The organism is Agrobacterium sp. 5Ca50, from assembly GCF_055381905.1.
The window spans coordinates 552,431-568,887 of the sequence record NZ_AP026440.1; the positions used below are offsets into that span (position 1 = coordinate 552,431).

Consider the following 16,457-nt stretch of genomic DNA (forward strand, 5'->3'; position numbering starts at 1 on the left):
AGGTCTACCGTTGCGAGCCGCGTTGCAGGCAGTCGCCACTCAGTCGAGACTGCTGAGCCAATCAATTCGTCGGACCATTTTACTGCGAATTGATGATTGGCTTTTACCGCCTTGTTCCATCATCTCTTGATGGGTTCAGGCCTTCGGCTCTAAGATCCCTTTGAAGCTGATCATCGCGATGACAGCTTCGCATCTGCGGACTATGATCAAACCTTGTCATAAGTGAACGACGTCAAAAGCGTCGTGACGAAGTTACTGGCCTTTTCCTTGACCAGGACTTCCGTCCATTCATCCGTCCCGCGAAGCATCAGCCCGGTGTAGATGCTGTCGACGGCCGCCTCTTCAACTCTCTTGATATGCGCTTGGAAGGACGCCTCGTCCCCTGATTTGTACAGGTCTCGAACGACCATACGCAGAATTTCCTGCACGGCAATCTGCCAAGCCGTGTTGATTGCCTGAAGTTCGTTGGCTGGGTTCGTCATCGAGAACTCCTGTTATTGCGGCCACTGGCCACTTGGGCCACCCGCGCAGTTGCGGTGTCATCAGGCCAAAAAAAAGGCCAGGCAACTTGCCTGACCTCAGTAGGTATTGTGCTTTCAACAGTGCCAGTACATCCGTGGTCAAAGGAAAGCAGATACCGATTTAAGCAGCCTGAAGATTGCAAGCCGACATTTTGCCGGACTTGTTGTCGCGCTCCAGATCGTAGCTAAGCTTCTGGCCTTCGACGATTTCGCGCATTCCAGCGCGCTCGACGGCAGAGATGTGAACGAACGCGTCAGCGCTGCCGTTGTCAGGCTGGATGAAGCCGAAGCCCTTGGTGGAATTAAACCATTTAACTGTGCCGGTGATCATAATGAACCCTTTCATAGCAATATAGATGACCTCAGCGCGACTGCGCTGCGGATGATGATAACGATTGTTTTAAAGGGAGGGTTCGTTGAAAGCGCGGTGCTAATCGCGCGGTAACCAAAGCTCAGCAAGAAAATATCGATAATGGATAGATACTGGATCTAAATCTGATTGTCAACTTTTAGTTTTGCCTAAAGGTGATTCTACCTATGGGTGTTAAAGCCGCCGCCACCTCATTTTCATCTCGTCGGTGATCGGCAGATTGGGATGTAGCGAAAGATCACTTTCGCCACACAGGATCTGAAACGTCCCGGCAGGCCAGGTGCGTGAGGTGGATGGCAGAAGGCAAATCACGGCAGAGCACCCTTGTCAGTTGACTATCGTGCTATACTGCTGTGCCTCCCGGGCAAGTATTTCGCGTGCCGCGTGATCGGCAATCGGGATGCTCAGATTTGCCGAAATTTCGCCGGCAGCGATGAGGGCGTGGTAACGGGCACAGCATACGCGCAAGAATGAGGTGAAGTTGCCGAGATCATGATCGGCATCCATCGCCTCATGCCATAGCCTTGTTATGAGCTGCGCGACAGTCATGCCGTCGCGCAGGCCGATTTCGCTCAGCGTATACCAGAAATGATTTTCGATCCGGATCGAGGTGGTCACACCATCGATGCGCAGACTATGGGTGCAGCTTTGCCACTGACTGGCATCGGCCTTGATAAAGAGTTCGCACATCGCAAGGGCCTCCCTTCCCTTTAATGTCGGAGCAGTGTGACCATTCCTCTAGCTGGCAACAACCCTACTGCGCACTGGTTCGCCCGGAGCTGGAGACTGCACTTACAAAATGGCAAGAAACTGCTTGAGCCATGCCGGGTGTGCGGGCCATGCCGGCGCCGTCACCAGATTGCCATCGGTGACGGCTTCTGTCACTGCAATCTCAGCGAATGTTCCACCAGACGCTGTAACTTCGTAAGCGCAGGCCGGGTACGCCGAGCAGATACGACCCTTCAGAACGCCTGCTGCAGCGAGCAATTGAGCACCGTGGCATATTGCGGCAACCGGTTTCCCCTCGTCAAAAAAATGCTTCACCTTGGCAAGGACATCGGGGTCCATCCGGAGATATTCCGGTGCACGACCGCCCGGGACGACTAACGCATCGTAATGCGCTGGATCGACCGATGCGAAATCGGCATTCAAAGTGAAATTGTGGCCGGGTTTTTCGGAGTAAGTCTGGTCGCCTGCGAAATCGTGTATCGCGGTCTTGACCTTATCGCCCGCCTTTTTGCCGGGGCATACGGCATCGACGCTGTGGCCGCAGGCCAGAAGCGTCTGGAACGGGACCATGGTTTCATAGTCCTCGGTAAAGTCACCCGTAATCATAAGAATCTTCGCCATCATACATCCCTCCCTATAGCCGCGATGATTGCAGCTACAGATTAGGCGAAGTCCATTGAAACGGGTGTTATTCCAATACTACGACCGTAGTATTTTCATGTTCGCAACGCTCCGTGTGTCACTTTGGATGTGCGATCGTTTGCTGGTTGATGGGCGCGGTTCATTCTGCCGCGCCCCATTAGCGGTTACTTGACAGGTGGAGAAGCCTTACCAAGCTTTACCGACGGCTCACGGCCCCAGACACGAAGTTTGCCAAGTTCCGAAACGAAAGCTGACAGGCCGTCTTCTCCGGGCAAAGCCAGAACGCCTTCATCAAGGTCTGCAATCCCCGCTTTTTCAAGCAGCGGGAGCGCTGATTGATCGTAACCGATGAATTTGCAGTGCTGAAAAGCGTCGGCTACAAAGTCTCTGGCAGTCGCCTCATTCACAACGTCGTCAATCGCATCGGTCGACGTGAGAATGGCCACGGCATCGAACAGAACCGACGGTCCGCCATCGATCATATGCTGAGCCTCGATCCAGCTCCCATCAGACGCTTCGACCCCGCCGACCTTGGGTGCAATCAGCTCGACAACACCTTTTTCCTTTATGATGGCATCTGTCAGACCTTTCAGTAGGCTGGCATCCACACCATCGGTGACCAGAATACCAAGTTTTCGCCCTTCGAAGCGCTGGGGCCCGTTTTCGATGATGCTGAGCGCGGGGGATGGCTCGAGATCCTGGCGCGTTGGTACCGCAGCGTCAGCAGGCTTTGGCATTTTCTTGATGCCGAGCTTCTGGGAAACGGTCGTGGCAAGCGTCTCATCGATGTTTAAAAGATGGGATATCATGCGCTCGCGAATGACCGGGATTTCAACCTTGCTGAGTTCAAATGTCAAAGCAGCGGCGATGTGGCGCTGTTCCGGTGGTGTTTGGCTGATGAAGAATTGCCTTGCTTGGCTATAGTGGTCAGCAAAGCTCTCCGGACGTAGCCGGGCTTTTGCCCCCTGTTCTTCGGCGGGGAAATGCCGGTACCCACGGGTCGGCGATTCCCGCGGCCCTTCGCCAAACGAGTTCGGCTGGTAATTGACCTTACCGACAGGATTGCGCATTGCCATATGACCGTCCTGTTGGAAATGTGCGAACGGACACTTCGGGGCATTGATAGGCAGGTGCGTGAAATTCGGCCCGCCCAGGCGTTTCAATTGTGTGTCGAGGTAAGAAAAGTTGCGGCCCTGCAGAAGAGGGTCGTTACTGAAATCGATGCCCGGCGGTACGTTCTGCGTCATGAAGGCAACCTGCTCAGTTTCCGCGAAGAAGTTGTCTGGCATGCGGTCAAGGACCAGCCGCCCGATCGGCTGAGGCTTGATGATTTCCTCGGGGATGATTTTCGTCGGGTCGAGTACGTCGAAATCAAAGCTGTCGGCGAACGCCTGATCGAAAAGCTGGACCTGCAGCTCCCATTCCGGAAAGTTGCCTGACTGGATGGCGTTCCAGAGATCGCGACGGTGGAAGTCCGGGTCGGCGCCGTTGATTTTGACCGCTTCGTTCCAGGCCACGGACTGAAGGCCCAGTTTTGGCTTCCAGTGGAATTTCACGAAAGTCGACTCCTCCTTGGCATTCACCAGGCGGAAGGTGTGCACCCCGAAACCTTCCATGAAGCGGAAAGACCGCGGTATGGCACGATCGGACATGGTCCACATGACCATGTGCATACTTTCGGGAGTGAGACTGATGAAGTCCCAGAAATTGTCGTGGGCGGTCTGCGCTTGGGGGAAAGCCCTATCCGGTTCCTGCTTGGCCGCATGAATGAGGTCCGGGAATTTGATGGCGTCCTGGATAAAAAAGACCGGAATGTTGTTGCCCACCAGATCCCAGTTGCCTTCCTGGGTGTAGAGCTTGACAGCAAACCCGCGCACGTCGCGTGCGAGGTCGGCAGACCCCTTGTTTCCGGCTACGGTCGAGAAACGTACGAAGGCGGGCGTCTTTTCACCTTTACGCTGCAGGAAATCAGCTTTCGTATAGGCAGCAAATGAATCGTACGTCTCGAAGAATCCATGCGCACCATAACCGCGCGCATGCACGACCCGTTCGGGAATCCGCTCATGGTCGAAATGAAACATCTTCTCACGGAAGTGAAAGTCGTCGACGACGAGTGGTCCCAGGGCCCCGATGCGCAGCGAGTTCTGGTCGTCCGCAATTGGTCCGCCCTGGGCGGTCGTCAATATGGGTGTGTCGCCTTCGGCTATCTGGTGTAGTTCACCACCCGGCCCGCGCTGTAGCGTCACATCGTGTATCGTGGCGGTATCGGGTGCTGAATGCGGCGATTTAGCGGTTGTGTTCTTGGCCATGTGGGCTCCTGATGAACTGGGTTCGACGGGCGCCTGCGGCCCGAAAGCAGAAAGGCCGCCCCCGAAGGGCGGCCTGATCCGTAGTGTCGGCAGTCTAGCTGGCTTTCTTCATCGTGCCTTTGGCATTCGCTGAAGATTCACCGAGCGCCGTGAGCTTCTGGTCCGTGGCAATCTCTTCCTGCAAGGTGGCATCCAGTAACGACGCTGCCTCCTTCATTCCAAGCTGGCTGGCCCAGGACTTCAGCGTGCCATAACGGGCGATCTCATAGTGCTCGACAGCCTGCGCGGAAGAAATCAGTCCGGCATCGAGCGCTGCCGTGCCTTTGTAGTCCTCCATGATCTCTTCGCCTTCTGCGAGAATGCCCTGGATCGCTTCGCATGTCTTGCCGCGAGCGGGCTTGCCAAGAAGCTCGAAAATCTGCTCCAGACGCTCGATCTGAACCTGAGTTTCGTCGCGATGCTGGAGGAAGCCAGCCTTGCCTTCTTCTGATTGCGCGGCGCGCGCCATTTTCGGCAAGGCCTTCAAGATCTGTTTTTCAGCGAAGTAGATGTCCTTAAGCGTATCAAGGAAAAGGTCGTTCAATGTTTTTTCGTTAGCCATTGGTGTTGTCCTGTTTTTTAAATGGGGTGAACTGAAACTTGAAAACACGCCTCTTATGGGCGGGCTTTGTCTGGGCTAGAGACCAGCGCCTGTGCGGCGATAGCGGTTACGTTCCTGCTCGATTTCCTCGGCGGGGTAGGGGTCGAGGGTATCGTCGAAACGCGTCCAACCCTGCTCCTCGTAAGCGGCTCGCCGCTCTGTCGGATCAACCAGGTTCGAGCGCTTCAAAATTGCGTCTGCTTGTGGAGCGAGTGTGTCTTCGACTTTAGCCGTTACCAGCGTTCCGCCGCGGCGAACGCCTTCGGCATACACGTGCGCGTCGTCTTCGGTTACGCCCGAGCTTGTCATGGCACCGATTATCCCGCCGGTCGCGCCGCCTGCGACTGCGCCTGCAACGGCACCGGCAGCGGTGGCGGCAAGCCATCCGGCGGCCACGACCGGTCCAACGCCAGGGATTGCCATCAGACCGAGACCCGTGAGCAGGCCACCAGTGCCGCCAATGGCGGCACCTATGCCGGCACCTGTGCCAGCGCCCTCGGCTGCATTTGAATTATCCGCGTGCCGATCGTCCGCATTGCGAGAAACGATACTGATGTCGCTGGATTTTACGCCCGCTGACTCAAGCGCGCCGACAGCTGCGCTTGCATCGGAATAGTTGTCGAAAAGGCCGGTTACAGTTTTCATAATTGAAATTCCTATTGTTATATTGGGTTACTTCGCGACGACATTGCCCTGATAGTCTAGTGCGACCGAAGCGGACTTGCCGTCCTTCACGCCGGTGGCCATCCAGATGCCATTGTCATCCTTTTTCAGGTCCTTGACGGAGAACCCTGCTTCTTCGATCCGTTTTTTTCGCCTGTGCTTCGGTGAAGCTGTTTGCCCCTTCAACGGGTGCGGTGGCATTCCTAGGCTGCGGTGTGGCGATAGCTGGTGTCGTTGCATCAGAATTCGCGGTCGGCGCTGTCTGAGCGAATGCGCAAACCGCGCTGGCGCTGAGCAGCGCCGCGGCAAGCATATAATTTTTCACTGGGGTATTCCTCTCGTTTGGAACTCGTAGTTACGAACTCCTCAGTCCCTAACCCCAGGACCCGGCAATTGTTCCATGCTGCTGGAGACTAGTTTAACTTGCCGACTGACCTGAGCGGGCCACACGCCCGGTTTTGAAGAGCGCTCACAGACCAACAGCGGAAATAATGGGGGGCACGGATGTCGCGGGGACGCCAGGGCGACCGACCACTGGTGCTTTGACCATCTGCCTGACGAAGATCTAAGGGGATAAAAGCTTTCATCGAGTTTCATGGTGGACGCGTGGAGTGCTGACGCATCGCCTCGATTCTCTCGTACCCCTGGCGCGACTACTTCGTTGGGCGAGGACGGCATGAATGGCCGAAACCAGTTGAGATGGGACACGGCTTGTTCCAACTCAGCTTAGCCTGCTGAAAACCTTGCTCCGATCGGCGACGTCAGTGTCGGAGTGCTTTGCACATGCCAGTGCCGCCGATTTGAGCTGTGTGGCCCGGCGATCGATGTTTTACCGAGAGGCGGGCGCGCTCGTCTTTTCGCCTCATCTTGCTCCTAGCGTAAGACATCAAGAAGGAAACAGACATGCTGAAATATAGCCTCATCTTTGCCCTCCCGATTATGGCAACGCTCGCCGCTTGCTCCTCTGCTGATGTGCAAAAAGAAACGGCGCAGGAAGTACGGCCAATGGACGAAGTGCCAGTTCAAAAGACCCTGCCGAACGGAGATCGGGAATATGCTTATCGAAGTGGTTGCTTGGTCGTATTGGAGCGAAAACGTGCTGTGGTGAAGAGTGAAAGTGCCAACTGTCAGCTACACCACCGCGATATTTCCTTACTCTACGCCTCTGGCGATTGATTTCACCACGGTCGTGAAAATGGCCATCGTGTCTCGCTGGATGATCGTGAGTTCTTCACGCCTCCTGCTTCCATGGCCTAACCAACATGCTGTTGGATTGCCGGTTCGAACCCGGCCAAAGGCAAGTTACCTCGAAGCCTCATTGAGTTGTTTCGCTTGCACGGGAGCCGGCCCCGATGATCTCCTCTCAATGAATGTCGATGCAATAAGAATGCGTCGTGCCGGAACCGAGAGGTCGCGCGTTTCAAGCCGCTCCAGCAAAAGCCGAAGCGCCGTTGCACCCATTTCCAGGCCCTGTACTTTAATCGTCGTAAGTTGTGGAGATATCTGGGTTGCAGCGGAGAAGTCGCCAAAGCCGACAACCGACATATCTTCGGGAATCCTGAACCCGCGGGCTAGAAGCTCGGAAACCGCGGTCAGTGCCAACCCGTCATGAGCACAAAACATTGCCGTGGGGAGGACGCCGGATTTCTGGAGTGTTAAGAGGGCCGGGATAAAGCCGCCGTCTTCTGCAAAACGCAGGTCATGGAGTTCAGCATCCGGGCAACCCTCCAGGCTCTCCCTCAGACCATAGTATCGCTCCCGTCGTCCGCGATATCCTTCTTCACCCTGAAGAAAGACGATCTTGCGGTGGCCAAGACCAAGCAGATATTCACCCACAGCAATTCCGGCCTCATGATCGGTTCCGCCCACATGATCCGCCTGCTCCAAAGGGGAAACCCAGCCCAGCCGGACCACGGGTACACCTGAAGCTTTGACGATGTCGAGCGTGGTCTGCTCGTGAGGGCCAACAAGAATGATGCCAGCGCTATCTTTGGCCATTGCCTCTACGCGATTGGCATCGTGGGTCCACTGCAACCGAACCGGCTGGCCGAGCCGGTGGGCCTCCCGTTGCATGCCATCCTGGAGCATCGTGCGCAGCTCATAGCTCACACTATCCACTTTATCATGAAAGATGAGGGTGATTTCGCGCTGTTCCTCAATCGGCTTTTGCCGGTTGTACCCGAGTGCGGTTGCAGCCTCCTCAACCCGCTGTCGCGTGCTTTCGCTCACACCTTCCTTTCCCGCAAGGGAGCGGGAGACGGCAAATTTGGACAGCCCGGTGTAGCTGGCAATGTCCTGCAGCGTGACCCGACCCATGTCGAACCCTCCTGAATATTGACGCATCGCGCAGTGATAAAAAAATTTAACATAACGCTTTACCTAACAAAATACATAATGCAAGCTAACAAAATAGCAAAACAAATACTCAACGGAGAATGATCTGCAAGAAAGCTGAGGTGTCGGCCCAGAGGAGGGGAGATTCACTTGGCGTATGAAACGAGGAGGAAAACATGCAAGGATTAAAACGCCGCGCGTTTCTCGCTGCGGGAACAGCAGCTGTTTTGCTGCCTGCCCTACCTGTTTGGGCTCAAATGACCTTCACTGAAGCTGAAATGCTGAAAGACCTTGTCGGCGAAGGAAAACTGCCTGCGCTGGCGGATCGTTTGCCGTTGAACCCGTTGATTGTCACACCGCTTGAGCGCGTCGGCTCACACGGTGGCGACTGGAACAGTGCCATTGTTGGCGGCGGTTCCTTGTCGATGCTTTTCCGGTACCAAGCCTATGAACCGCTGTTGCGATATTCACCAGACTGGTCGGGCGTTGTGCCAAATGTCGCCGAACATTATGAAGCCAATGCTGATGCGACAGAATTCACCTTCAGGCTTCGGAAGGGTATGAAATGGTCGGACGGTGAACCCTTTACCACCGAAGACATCCTGTTTTGGTACGAAGATATCTTCAACTATGAGGGGCTGGATGACGTCGGCCAGAACCACCTGCGTTCCGGTGGAAAGAAAGCACGGTTTGAAGCCGTTGACGACGTGACATTCAAGGTAATCTTCGCCGCGCCAAACGGGCTTTTCCCGTTGAGACTGGCGTGGGCGAATGATGATCAGACGACCCGGGCACCAAAGCACTATCTCAAACAGTTCCACATCAAGTACAATAAGAATGCTGAGGAAGAGGCAAAGAAAAAGGGCGCCTCCGGTTGGATCCAGCTATTCCAGCGCGAGGCCGGTCTGGTTGTCGACAATGAATTCTTCCAGAATTCGCAACGCCCCGTCATCCACGCCTGGAAGATGACCGTGGCTCCCGGACAAAGCACCGATAGGGCAATTGCCGAGCGCAATCCTTTCTACTGGAAGGTCGATACTGACGGCAAGCAGCTGCCTTATCTGGACCGCATTGTATACCAGATGGTCGCCGATCCCCAGGTGTTGCTTTTGAAAGCGATGCAGGGCGAGATTGACCTGATGGACCAGTACATCGCAACCCCGGCCAATCGCGCCGTGCTTTATGACGCACAGGAGCAGGGCAACTTCGGTTTTTACACCCTGACGTCAACCGAAACGAACGAGATGGTGTTCCAGCTCAACCTCAATCACCCCAACGAGTTCAAGCGCCAGCTTTATAACAACAAGGATTTCAGGGCTGCTCTATCGATGTCGCTTGACCGCCAAGCCATCATCGACACGGTTTTCATCGGCCAGGGCACAGTATCGCAACCCGCACTCAGAGCAGAAGATCCGCTCTACAACGAGCGCCTCGCAACGCAGTTCACGCAATATGACCCGGAAGGCGCAATTGCCCTTCTCGACAAGATCCTTCCCAACAAGGACGGTGAGGGTTACCGTCTGGATGACAGCGGTAAACGTGTAACGGTCATATTTGAAATTGATCAGGCGCGCGCAACCTTCCTCGACATTTTTCAGCTGGCGCTGCCTATGTTCCAGGCTGTTGGTGTTGATGTTCAAATGCGAACGATGGACCGCTCGTTGTGGGAAGTAAGGGTGCGTCAGGGTATCGAATATGATGCGACGGCTCACCGCTTCGGCGGCAACGGCGGAATTGCCGCCATTCTTGATCCTCGCTACTATATTCCAAATACCACCGAAGCGCTTTACGCCAAGGGATGGCAGTTGTGGTATCGAGATCCCAGTTCCAAGGGCGCAGTCGAGCCACCTCAACCGGTCAAGGATGCGTTGGCCCTTTATGACCGCGTGCTTGGCTCGGCCAATCCTGACGAGCAGAAGAAACTGATGGCTGAGATTCTGGAAATTGCAGCCGATCAATTCTACGTTTTTGGCATATGCCTGCCAACGGACAGTTACGGGGTTGTCAAAAAGGACATGCGCAACGTTCCTGAAACCATGCCGAATTCATGGGGCTATCCGACACCTGCTCCAGCCAATCCCGAGACGTTTTTCAAAGCCTGATCGCTCTCCCTCCCCGAACTGAGAAACCGGTTCGGGGAGAGTAAATCTCCACGTGTCGCACGTGCCGTCCCCGGCGCGACGGCAACCTATTGCCATGGATATCAACATGCTTCACCGACCAAATACGTCCACCGATACAGCCAGCCGCTCCCATGAGTGGTACAAATCTGCCACCCGATGGACACAGCTTACATTTGCGGAGGACGATCCGGAAAAATACGATCCAGAATTCTGGATCGATGTTTTCCGGCGCACGAAATCGAATGCCTTATGCCTTTCGGCGGGCGGTTACATTGCCTACTACCCCAGCGAAATCCCTTTGCATTATGTGTCCAAGTTCATTGGCAGCACAGACCCTTTTGGCACGATCGTTGAGGGTGCACGCAAATTGGGAATGCACGTGATGGCACGTGTCGATCCGCATGCAATTCATGCGGATGCAGCGCAGGCCCACCCTGAATGGGTTGCGATCAACAAGGATGGCAGTCCGCGTGAGCACTGGGCGTTTCCTGGCATTTATGTGACCGACGCACTGGGAAGCTACAACCGCGATTTTACGACAGACGTCATTCGTGAGATTGTTTCGAAATACGACATTGATGCGGTGTTTGCCAATCGATGGCAAGGTCATGGGGTGTCCTACAGCGAGGACAACCAGCGGCGTTTCAAGGATGAGACCGGCTTTGACCTGCCGCTAAAACCGGATGCGAGTGATCCTGCCTGGCAGGCATGGGCTGCGTGGCGCAGGCGTATTCTGACAGAGCTGGTTGTTTATTGGGACGAAACCGTCAAAGGCATTCGGCCGCATGCCAGCTTCATCCCCAACATGAGCGGTTCATCGCTCATGGAATTTGACCTTTCACTTATTCAGAAACATTGCCCGATTCTTTTCGTTGACCATCAGGCACGTCAAGGCGTTGAGGTTGGCTGGTCCGCGGGGCGAAACGGCAAACGCATCCGCGCAACATTTCGAGATCGGCCTGTCGGCTTGATTACGTCCATCGGGCCAGAGGAGGAATATCGCTGGAAGGATTCCGTTCAGAGCGGAGAGGAAATCAAGCTCTGGATCCATGACGGCATGGCGCAGGGACTTTTCCCGTGGTTCACGAAATTCAATGCATGTGTTCCAGATGATCGCTGGGTACAGCCGGTCGTCGAGGCCTTCAATCTTCATGCTGACATCGAGCCGCATATCGACGGCATGCAACCAACTGCCGAGATTGCGATTATTGATCCTTCAACCACGCTGCGGCACTGGGCGCCAGAAGAACGGCATATTGCCGAGCAAAACGATCTCGGCTTCTATCATGCTCTGGTCGAGGCACGTATTCCGTTCGAGTTTGTTTCCGATCAAGTCATGACAGCAGAAACGCTGGATCGCTTCAAGCTAATCATATTGGCAAACGCCGCCTACCTTTCCGATGAACAATGTAGCGCGATCGAAGCCTACGTCCAACGCGGCGGATCGGTTGTTGCTGCATACGAAACGTCGCTTTACGACCAGGTGGGCAAGCCGCGCGCTGATTTTGGTCTGGCAAACGTCTTTGGGGCACATTTGACCTCGTCGACCCGCGGGCCGGTCAAAAACACCTACATTGCTCTTTCAGGTACCCATCCAATCAACATCGGTTACGACGGTGCTGCCCGCATCATCGGTGGTACGCACCTGATAGCCGTCAATGCAGAAAAAGCTGCAGAAACACCGTTTCTCTACGTTCCCGATTTTCCTGATTTGCCTATGGAAGAGGTCTATCCGCGACAAGAGCCGAGGGGCGCAGCCGTTGTCGCGAGGGACACAGGGTATGGCGGTCGCGTGGTTTACATCCCCTTCAACCTCGGTGAAGTCTATTGGAAAGTGCTGGCACCGGACCACGGGCGGCTGATTGCTAATGCAGTCAACTGGGCTTTCGGTGAAGACCATCGTGTTAGAATTGATGGCAAGGGGATTATCGATATTGCGATCTACGAAAAGGACGACGCACTGGTGGTATTCCTTGTCAATCTGACCAACCCGATGATGATGAAGGGACCGCTGCGGGAGGTGTACCCCATTGGGGTCCAGACGCTTTCAGTAGCACTGCCGAAAGGAAAGCGGTCTGCCGTCGCAAAGATGCTGGTGAAAGGTCAGGAGTGCACCTGCCGTATCGTGGGTGACCGGGTCGAGGTGGAGGTGCCATCGGTCGAGGCCATGGAGACGGTCCACCTGACCTGGCATTCATAAGCCGAGAAAACCAGTGGGAGGAAGCCATGCTGGCCTATGTGCTGAAACGTATTCTCTACATGATACCGACATTGTTCGGCATGTCGTTAATCGCCTTCATGATCATTCAATTGCCGCCTGGCGATTATCTGACCTCGCTTCTGTCCACCATGGCTGATGGGGGACAGAACCTGGATGAAGCAACCATTGCCCGCCTTCGCGCGCAGTATGGTCTCGATCAGCCGGTCTATGTCCAGTATTTCGTTTGGATGACGGGTATTCTGACGCGGGGCGATTTCGGCTACTCGTTCGAGTGGAACCAGCCTGTATCAACGCTGATCTGGGATCGCATGGGCTCGACCCTGCTCATCTCGTTTGCCAGTCTGTTGATGGTCTGGGCCATTTCACTGCCCATCGGTATCTACTCAGCGGTAAAAAGGCATTCGTTCGGTGATCACGCCTTTACCCTGCTTGGATTTATCGGCCTGGCAGTGCCCAACTTCATCATGGCACTGACCTTGATGTATATGAGCTACCGTTTTCTGGGCCAAAGCGTCGGAGGCATTTTTTCTCCTGCATTTGTCGATGCGCCGTGGAGTGTTGCCAAATTCACGGACATGCTTAGTCACATGTGGATACCGATCATTGTCATCGCAATGTCCGGTACTGCGGCAATGATCCGCATTCTGCGTGCCAATCTCTCCGACGAATTGAGCAAACCCTATGTGATTACGGCGCGTGCAAAGGGGCTTCCCGAACGGAAAGTCATTGTAAAATATCCGGTGCGTATCGCGCTGAACCCCTTCGTCAGCTCAATTGGCTGGGTTTTGCCCGATCTTGTGTCCGGTGTGACCATAACTGCAATCGTCCTCAATCTGCCAACCGCAGGCCCGCTACTCCTTCGGGCGCTTGTGGGGCAGGACATGTATCTCGCCGGCAGTTTCATTCTTCTCATGGGCGTGCTCACCCTGGTTGGCATGCTGATTTCCGACATTCTTCTGGCTGCGCTTGATCCGCGCATCCGTTTCAACTGAAGGGGCTCTCCATGTTGAGTGACACAAATAGCGTCTCCACGCTGGAAACAGGTCCCGCAATCAGTCCTTTGAAACGCAGCGGTAAGGTCGAGAGTCTGGTGGCGGCTGGGCAATGGACACTGATCCGCCAGCGCTTTTTCAGACATAAGGTCGCCGCCGTTGCTGGTGTGATCATTCTCATTCTTTACGTCATTGGTGTTTTTGCCGAATTCCTGGCGCCGGGTCTGCCCAACGCATCAAGGCCGCAATACACATTTGCCCCGCCGCAGAGAATTGCCCTGTTTGCCCCCTCGGCGGATGGTGGAAGCAAGTTTCTTCCCCATGTCAAAGGTTACAAGATCGAGATTGATCCGAAGGCCCTGCGCCGCAGCTTTGTCGTTGACGAAACAAAGATCATTCCCATTGGCCTGTTTGTGGAAGGTTCGCCCTATAAGCTTTGGGGGCTTATCCCCATGCAAACTCGTTTGATGGGACCGCTCGACCAGCGGGAACCGATGTATCTTCTCGGCTCGGATCGTCTTGGACGAGATCTGATGAGCCGACTGATCTACGGAACTCGAGTGTCAATGTCGATTGGCCTCGTGGGTGTGGCCATTTCGCTCACCCTTGGCGTTATCATGGGAGCGGTGTCGGGATATTACGGAGGCTGGGTCGACACCCTGATACAACGTATCATCGAGATCGTCAGCGCCATGCCGACCATACCGTTGTGGCTGGGGCTGGCCGCCGCCATTCCTCTGACATGGTCGCCCTTATCCGTCTATTTCATGGTCACGCTGATCGTTTCACTGTTGGGATGGACAGGACTTGCCCGCGAGGTCAGGGGGCGGTTCTTCTCTCTGCGTGGCGAAGATTTTGTAACAGCCGCCAGGCTGGATGGAGCAAGCGAGCGCCGCATCATCTTTCGTCACATTCTTCCGTCGCTTACCAGCCATATCCTTGCTGTCGTGACGCTTGCCATTCCCACGATGATCGTTGCGGAAACGTCGCTGTCATTTCTAGGGGTCGGCCTCAAACCGCCTGTCGTCAGTTGGGGCGTATTGCTTCAGGACGCACAAAATGTCCGTACAGTCGCAACGGCTCCTTGGTTGCTGATCTGGCCAAGCCTGGCCGTCGTGCTGGCTGTGCTGTCCTTCAATTTCTTTGGCGATGGTCTGCGCGACGCGGCCGACCCTTATGACACATGAGGTGCATCACGATGATAAAATCTGAAACATTGCTCTCGGTGCGCAATCTCTCCATCGATTTCCATTTGCGAACACACATCCTTCATGCCGTGCGTGACGTGAATTTCGATTTGCAACGCGGCAAGACACTGGCACTTGTCGGGGAAAGTGGATCGGGAAAATCGGTTACTGCCCGGTCATTGATGAGGCTCATCGACAAGCCTGGTCGCATGATCGCCGGCGAGATCCTTCTCGACGGACCAGGCGGTCCGGTTGACGTCGCAAAAATGGCAGAGGGCAGTCGCGAGGTGCTTGCCATTCGTGGCGGTCGCATCGGGTTGATTTTTCAAGAACCGATGAGCTCTCTGTCTCCCGTCCACACGATCGGATCGCAGATTGTCGAGGCTATCAGACTGCACAACAAGGTCTCGAAGAAAGAAGCTTGGGAGGGTTGTATCGATCTGTTGAGGCAGGTAGAGATCCCGCAGCCAGCTTTGATGGCCAAGCGATACACTTTCGAGTTCTCGGGCGGAATGCGCCAGAGAGCTATGATCGCCATGGCTCTGGCCTGCGATCCTGAAGTATTGATTGCTGACGAGCCTACGACAGCACTGGACGTGACCACCCAGGCGGAAATCCTTGACCTCATTAAACGCCTGCAAGACGAGCGTGGCATGGCAATGCTGCTGATCACCCATGATATGGGCGTAGTCGCCGAGGTAGCTGACGATGTTGCGGTGATGAGGTTTGGGCGGATCGTTGAGAAGGGACCAGTCGATGAGATCTTCCACGCCAGTCAGCATGCCTACACGCGCCAACTTTTGAACGCGACAGTGAGGCTAGAGGGCGCTGCCGAAAAACGAGCACTACCTTCCTCCCTCAGTTCTTCGGTCGAGCCGGTACTATCGATACGCGGACTGACGAAAATTTACGGTGGGGCATCGAAACTTTTCGGCGCAAGCGCTGGTCAGGGACTGGTTGCGGTGGACAATGCCACTCTTGACCTCTTTCCGGGTGAAAATCTGGGCATTGTTGGCGAAAGCGGTTCAGGCAAGACGACCTTAGGGCGCATGATGTTGCGTGTGATAGAGCCCACCGCGGGCAGCGTACATTTCCGCCCCGATGGTGACACTGCACCTGTTGAGGTCACCTCGCTAGGTAAAACTGATCTGCGTCGCTACCATCAGGATGTGCGACTGATCTTTCAGGACCCCTTTGCATCTCTTAATCCAAGAATGACAGTCAAGCAGATCATTGCGGATCCACTGATCGTATCGGGGAAAATGAGCGGGAAAGCCGTCGAAGAACGCGTTGCCCAACTGCTTGAAAAAGTGGGCCTGGACCCACTGGCGATGGAGCGTTATCCGCACGCCTTTTCTGGTGGCCAACGGCAGCGCATCGGCATAGCAAGAGCGCTGGCAGTTGATCCCAAAGTGATCGTTGCAGACGAGGCAACCTCTGCACTTGATGTATCGATCCGTAGTCAGATCCTCGATCTGCTGCTTGATATCCAGAAGCAGCTGCATCTCAGCTTCATTTTCATTTCTCATGATATTTCGGTCGTGCGCTACTTCTGTGATCGCGTGGCGGTGATGCACAAGGGAAAGATCGTCGAAGTTGGAGATGCGCAGACAATCTGCACCAACCCGTCGCAGCCCTATACGAGGCGGTTGATTTCCTCCGTTCCAAATCCCGATCCACGCAACAAGCGCATGCTTCATCGTCTGCGCGCAGAGCAAACCTGAGG

General features: G+C 55.0%; 14 protein-coding genes and 1 pseudogene. 6 read left to right on the forward strand and 9 right to left on the reverse strand.

Annotation, left to right across the window (positions count from 1 at the left end; translation table 11 throughout):
• Window positions 1-206: 206 nt before the first annotated feature.
• The 8 genes and pseudogenes from ACZ5FM_RS24750 to ACZ5FM_RS24785 all read right to left on the reverse strand — a co-directional run bounded on the left by ACZ5FM_RS24750 (window position 207) and on the right by ACZ5FM_RS24785 (window position 6,187).
• Window positions 207-482, reverse strand: a complete 276-nt coding sequence (locus ACZ5FM_RS24750) for a hypothetical protein (RefSeq protein WP_250984718.1) — start codon at window positions 480-482, stop codon at window positions 207-209.
• A gap of 160 nt (window positions 483-642) precedes the next feature.
• The gene (locus ACZ5FM_RS24755; protein WP_192490079.1) at window positions 643-852 is read right to left on the reverse strand and encodes a cold-shock protein; all 210 of its coding nucleotides are present in this window, start codon (window positions 850-852) and stop codon (window positions 643-645) included.
• 366 nt (window positions 853-1,218) lie between these two features.
• On the reverse strand, window positions 1,219-1,581 hold the full coding sequence (locus ACZ5FM_RS24760) for a ribbon-helix-helix domain-containing protein (protein ID WP_192490195.1): 363 nt from the start codon (window positions 1,579-1,581) through the stop codon (window positions 1,219-1,221).
• A gap of 102 nt (window positions 1,582-1,683) precedes the next feature.
• The gene (locus tag ACZ5FM_RS24765) at window positions 1,684-2,244 is read right to left on the reverse strand and encodes a DJ-1/PfpI family protein (protein WP_312951029.1); all 561 of its coding nucleotides are present in this window, start codon (window positions 2,242-2,244) and stop codon (window positions 1,684-1,686) included.
• Between the two features lie 182 nt (window positions 2,245-2,426).
• On the reverse strand, window positions 2,427-4,571 hold the full coding sequence (gene katE / locus ACZ5FM_RS24770) for a catalase (protein ID WP_312951026.1): 2,145 nt from the start codon (window positions 4,569-4,571) through the stop codon (window positions 2,427-2,429).
• Window positions 4,572-4,665: 94 nt separating this feature from the next.
• Complete coding sequence (locus tag ACZ5FM_RS24775; RefSeq protein WP_250985743.1) at window positions 4,666-5,172, reverse strand: YciE/YciF ferroxidase family protein; 507 nt, start codon at window positions 5,170-5,172, stop codon at window positions 4,666-4,668.
• A gap of 75 nt (window positions 5,173-5,247) precedes the next feature.
• Window positions 5,248-5,856 (reverse strand): hypothetical protein, encoded by a 609-nt coding sequence (locus ACZ5FM_RS24780; RefSeq protein WP_464041111.1) that lies wholly within the window; start codon window positions 5,854-5,856, stop codon window positions 5,248-5,250.
• Between the two features lie 27 nt (window positions 5,857-5,883).
• Window positions 5,884-6,187 (reverse strand): annotated as a pseudogene (locus ACZ5FM_RS24785) (PepSY domain-containing protein).
• Between the two features lie 590 nt (window positions 6,188-6,777).
• On the opposite strand from ACZ5FM_RS24785, the gene ACZ5FM_RS24790 reads away from it, so the two are divergent.
• Window positions 6,778-7,050 carry a hypothetical protein gene (locus tag ACZ5FM_RS24790; protein ID WP_312951019.1) on the forward strand — a complete coding sequence of 91 codons (273 nt, stop codon included), beginning with the start codon at window positions 6,778-6,780 and terminating at the stop codon, window positions 7,048-7,050.
• Between the two features lie 126 nt (window positions 7,051-7,176).
• On the opposite strand, the gene ACZ5FM_RS24795 is transcribed toward ACZ5FM_RS24790, so the two are convergent.
• Window positions 7,177-8,190 carry a LacI family DNA-binding transcriptional regulator gene (locus ACZ5FM_RS24795; RefSeq protein ID WP_192490201.1) on the reverse strand — a complete coding sequence of 338 codons (1,014 nt, stop codon included), beginning with the start codon at window positions 8,188-8,190 and terminating at the stop codon, window positions 7,177-7,179.
• A gap of 194 nt (window positions 8,191-8,384) precedes the next feature.
• On the opposite strand from ACZ5FM_RS24795, the gene ACZ5FM_RS24800 reads away from it, so the two are divergent.
• From ACZ5FM_RS24800 to ACZ5FM_RS24820, 5 genes are all read left to right on the forward strand, one after another.
• Window positions 8,385-10,310, forward strand: coding sequence for an ABC transporter substrate-binding protein (locus ACZ5FM_RS24800; protein WP_312951016.1), 1,926 nt, complete (start codon window positions 8,385-8,387; stop codon window positions 10,308-10,310).
• Between the two features lie 106 nt (window positions 10,311-10,416).
• Entirely contained in the window at window positions 10,417-12,531 is a 2,115-nt protein-coding gene (locus ACZ5FM_RS24805) for a family 10 glycosylhydrolase (protein ID WP_312951013.1), read from the forward strand.
• 26 nt (window positions 12,532-12,557) lie between these two features.
• Complete coding sequence (locus ACZ5FM_RS24810) at window positions 12,558-13,544, forward strand: ABC transporter permease (RefSeq protein WP_192490204.1); 987 nt, start codon at window positions 12,558-12,560, stop codon at window positions 13,542-13,544.
• Window positions 13,545-13,555: 11 nt separating this feature from the next.
• On the forward strand, window positions 13,556-14,731 hold the full coding sequence (locus ACZ5FM_RS24815; RefSeq protein ID WP_464041112.1) for an ABC transporter permease: 1,176 nt from the start codon (window positions 13,556-13,558) through the stop codon (window positions 14,729-14,731).
• Window positions 14,732-14,742: 11 nt separating this feature from the next.
• Window positions 14,743-16,455 (forward strand): ABC transporter ATP-binding protein, encoded by a 1,713-nt coding sequence (locus tag ACZ5FM_RS24820; RefSeq protein WP_464041113.1) that lies wholly within the window; start codon window positions 14,743-14,745, stop codon window positions 16,453-16,455.
• The last annotated feature ends 2 nt before the right edge of the window (window positions 16,456-16,457 follow it).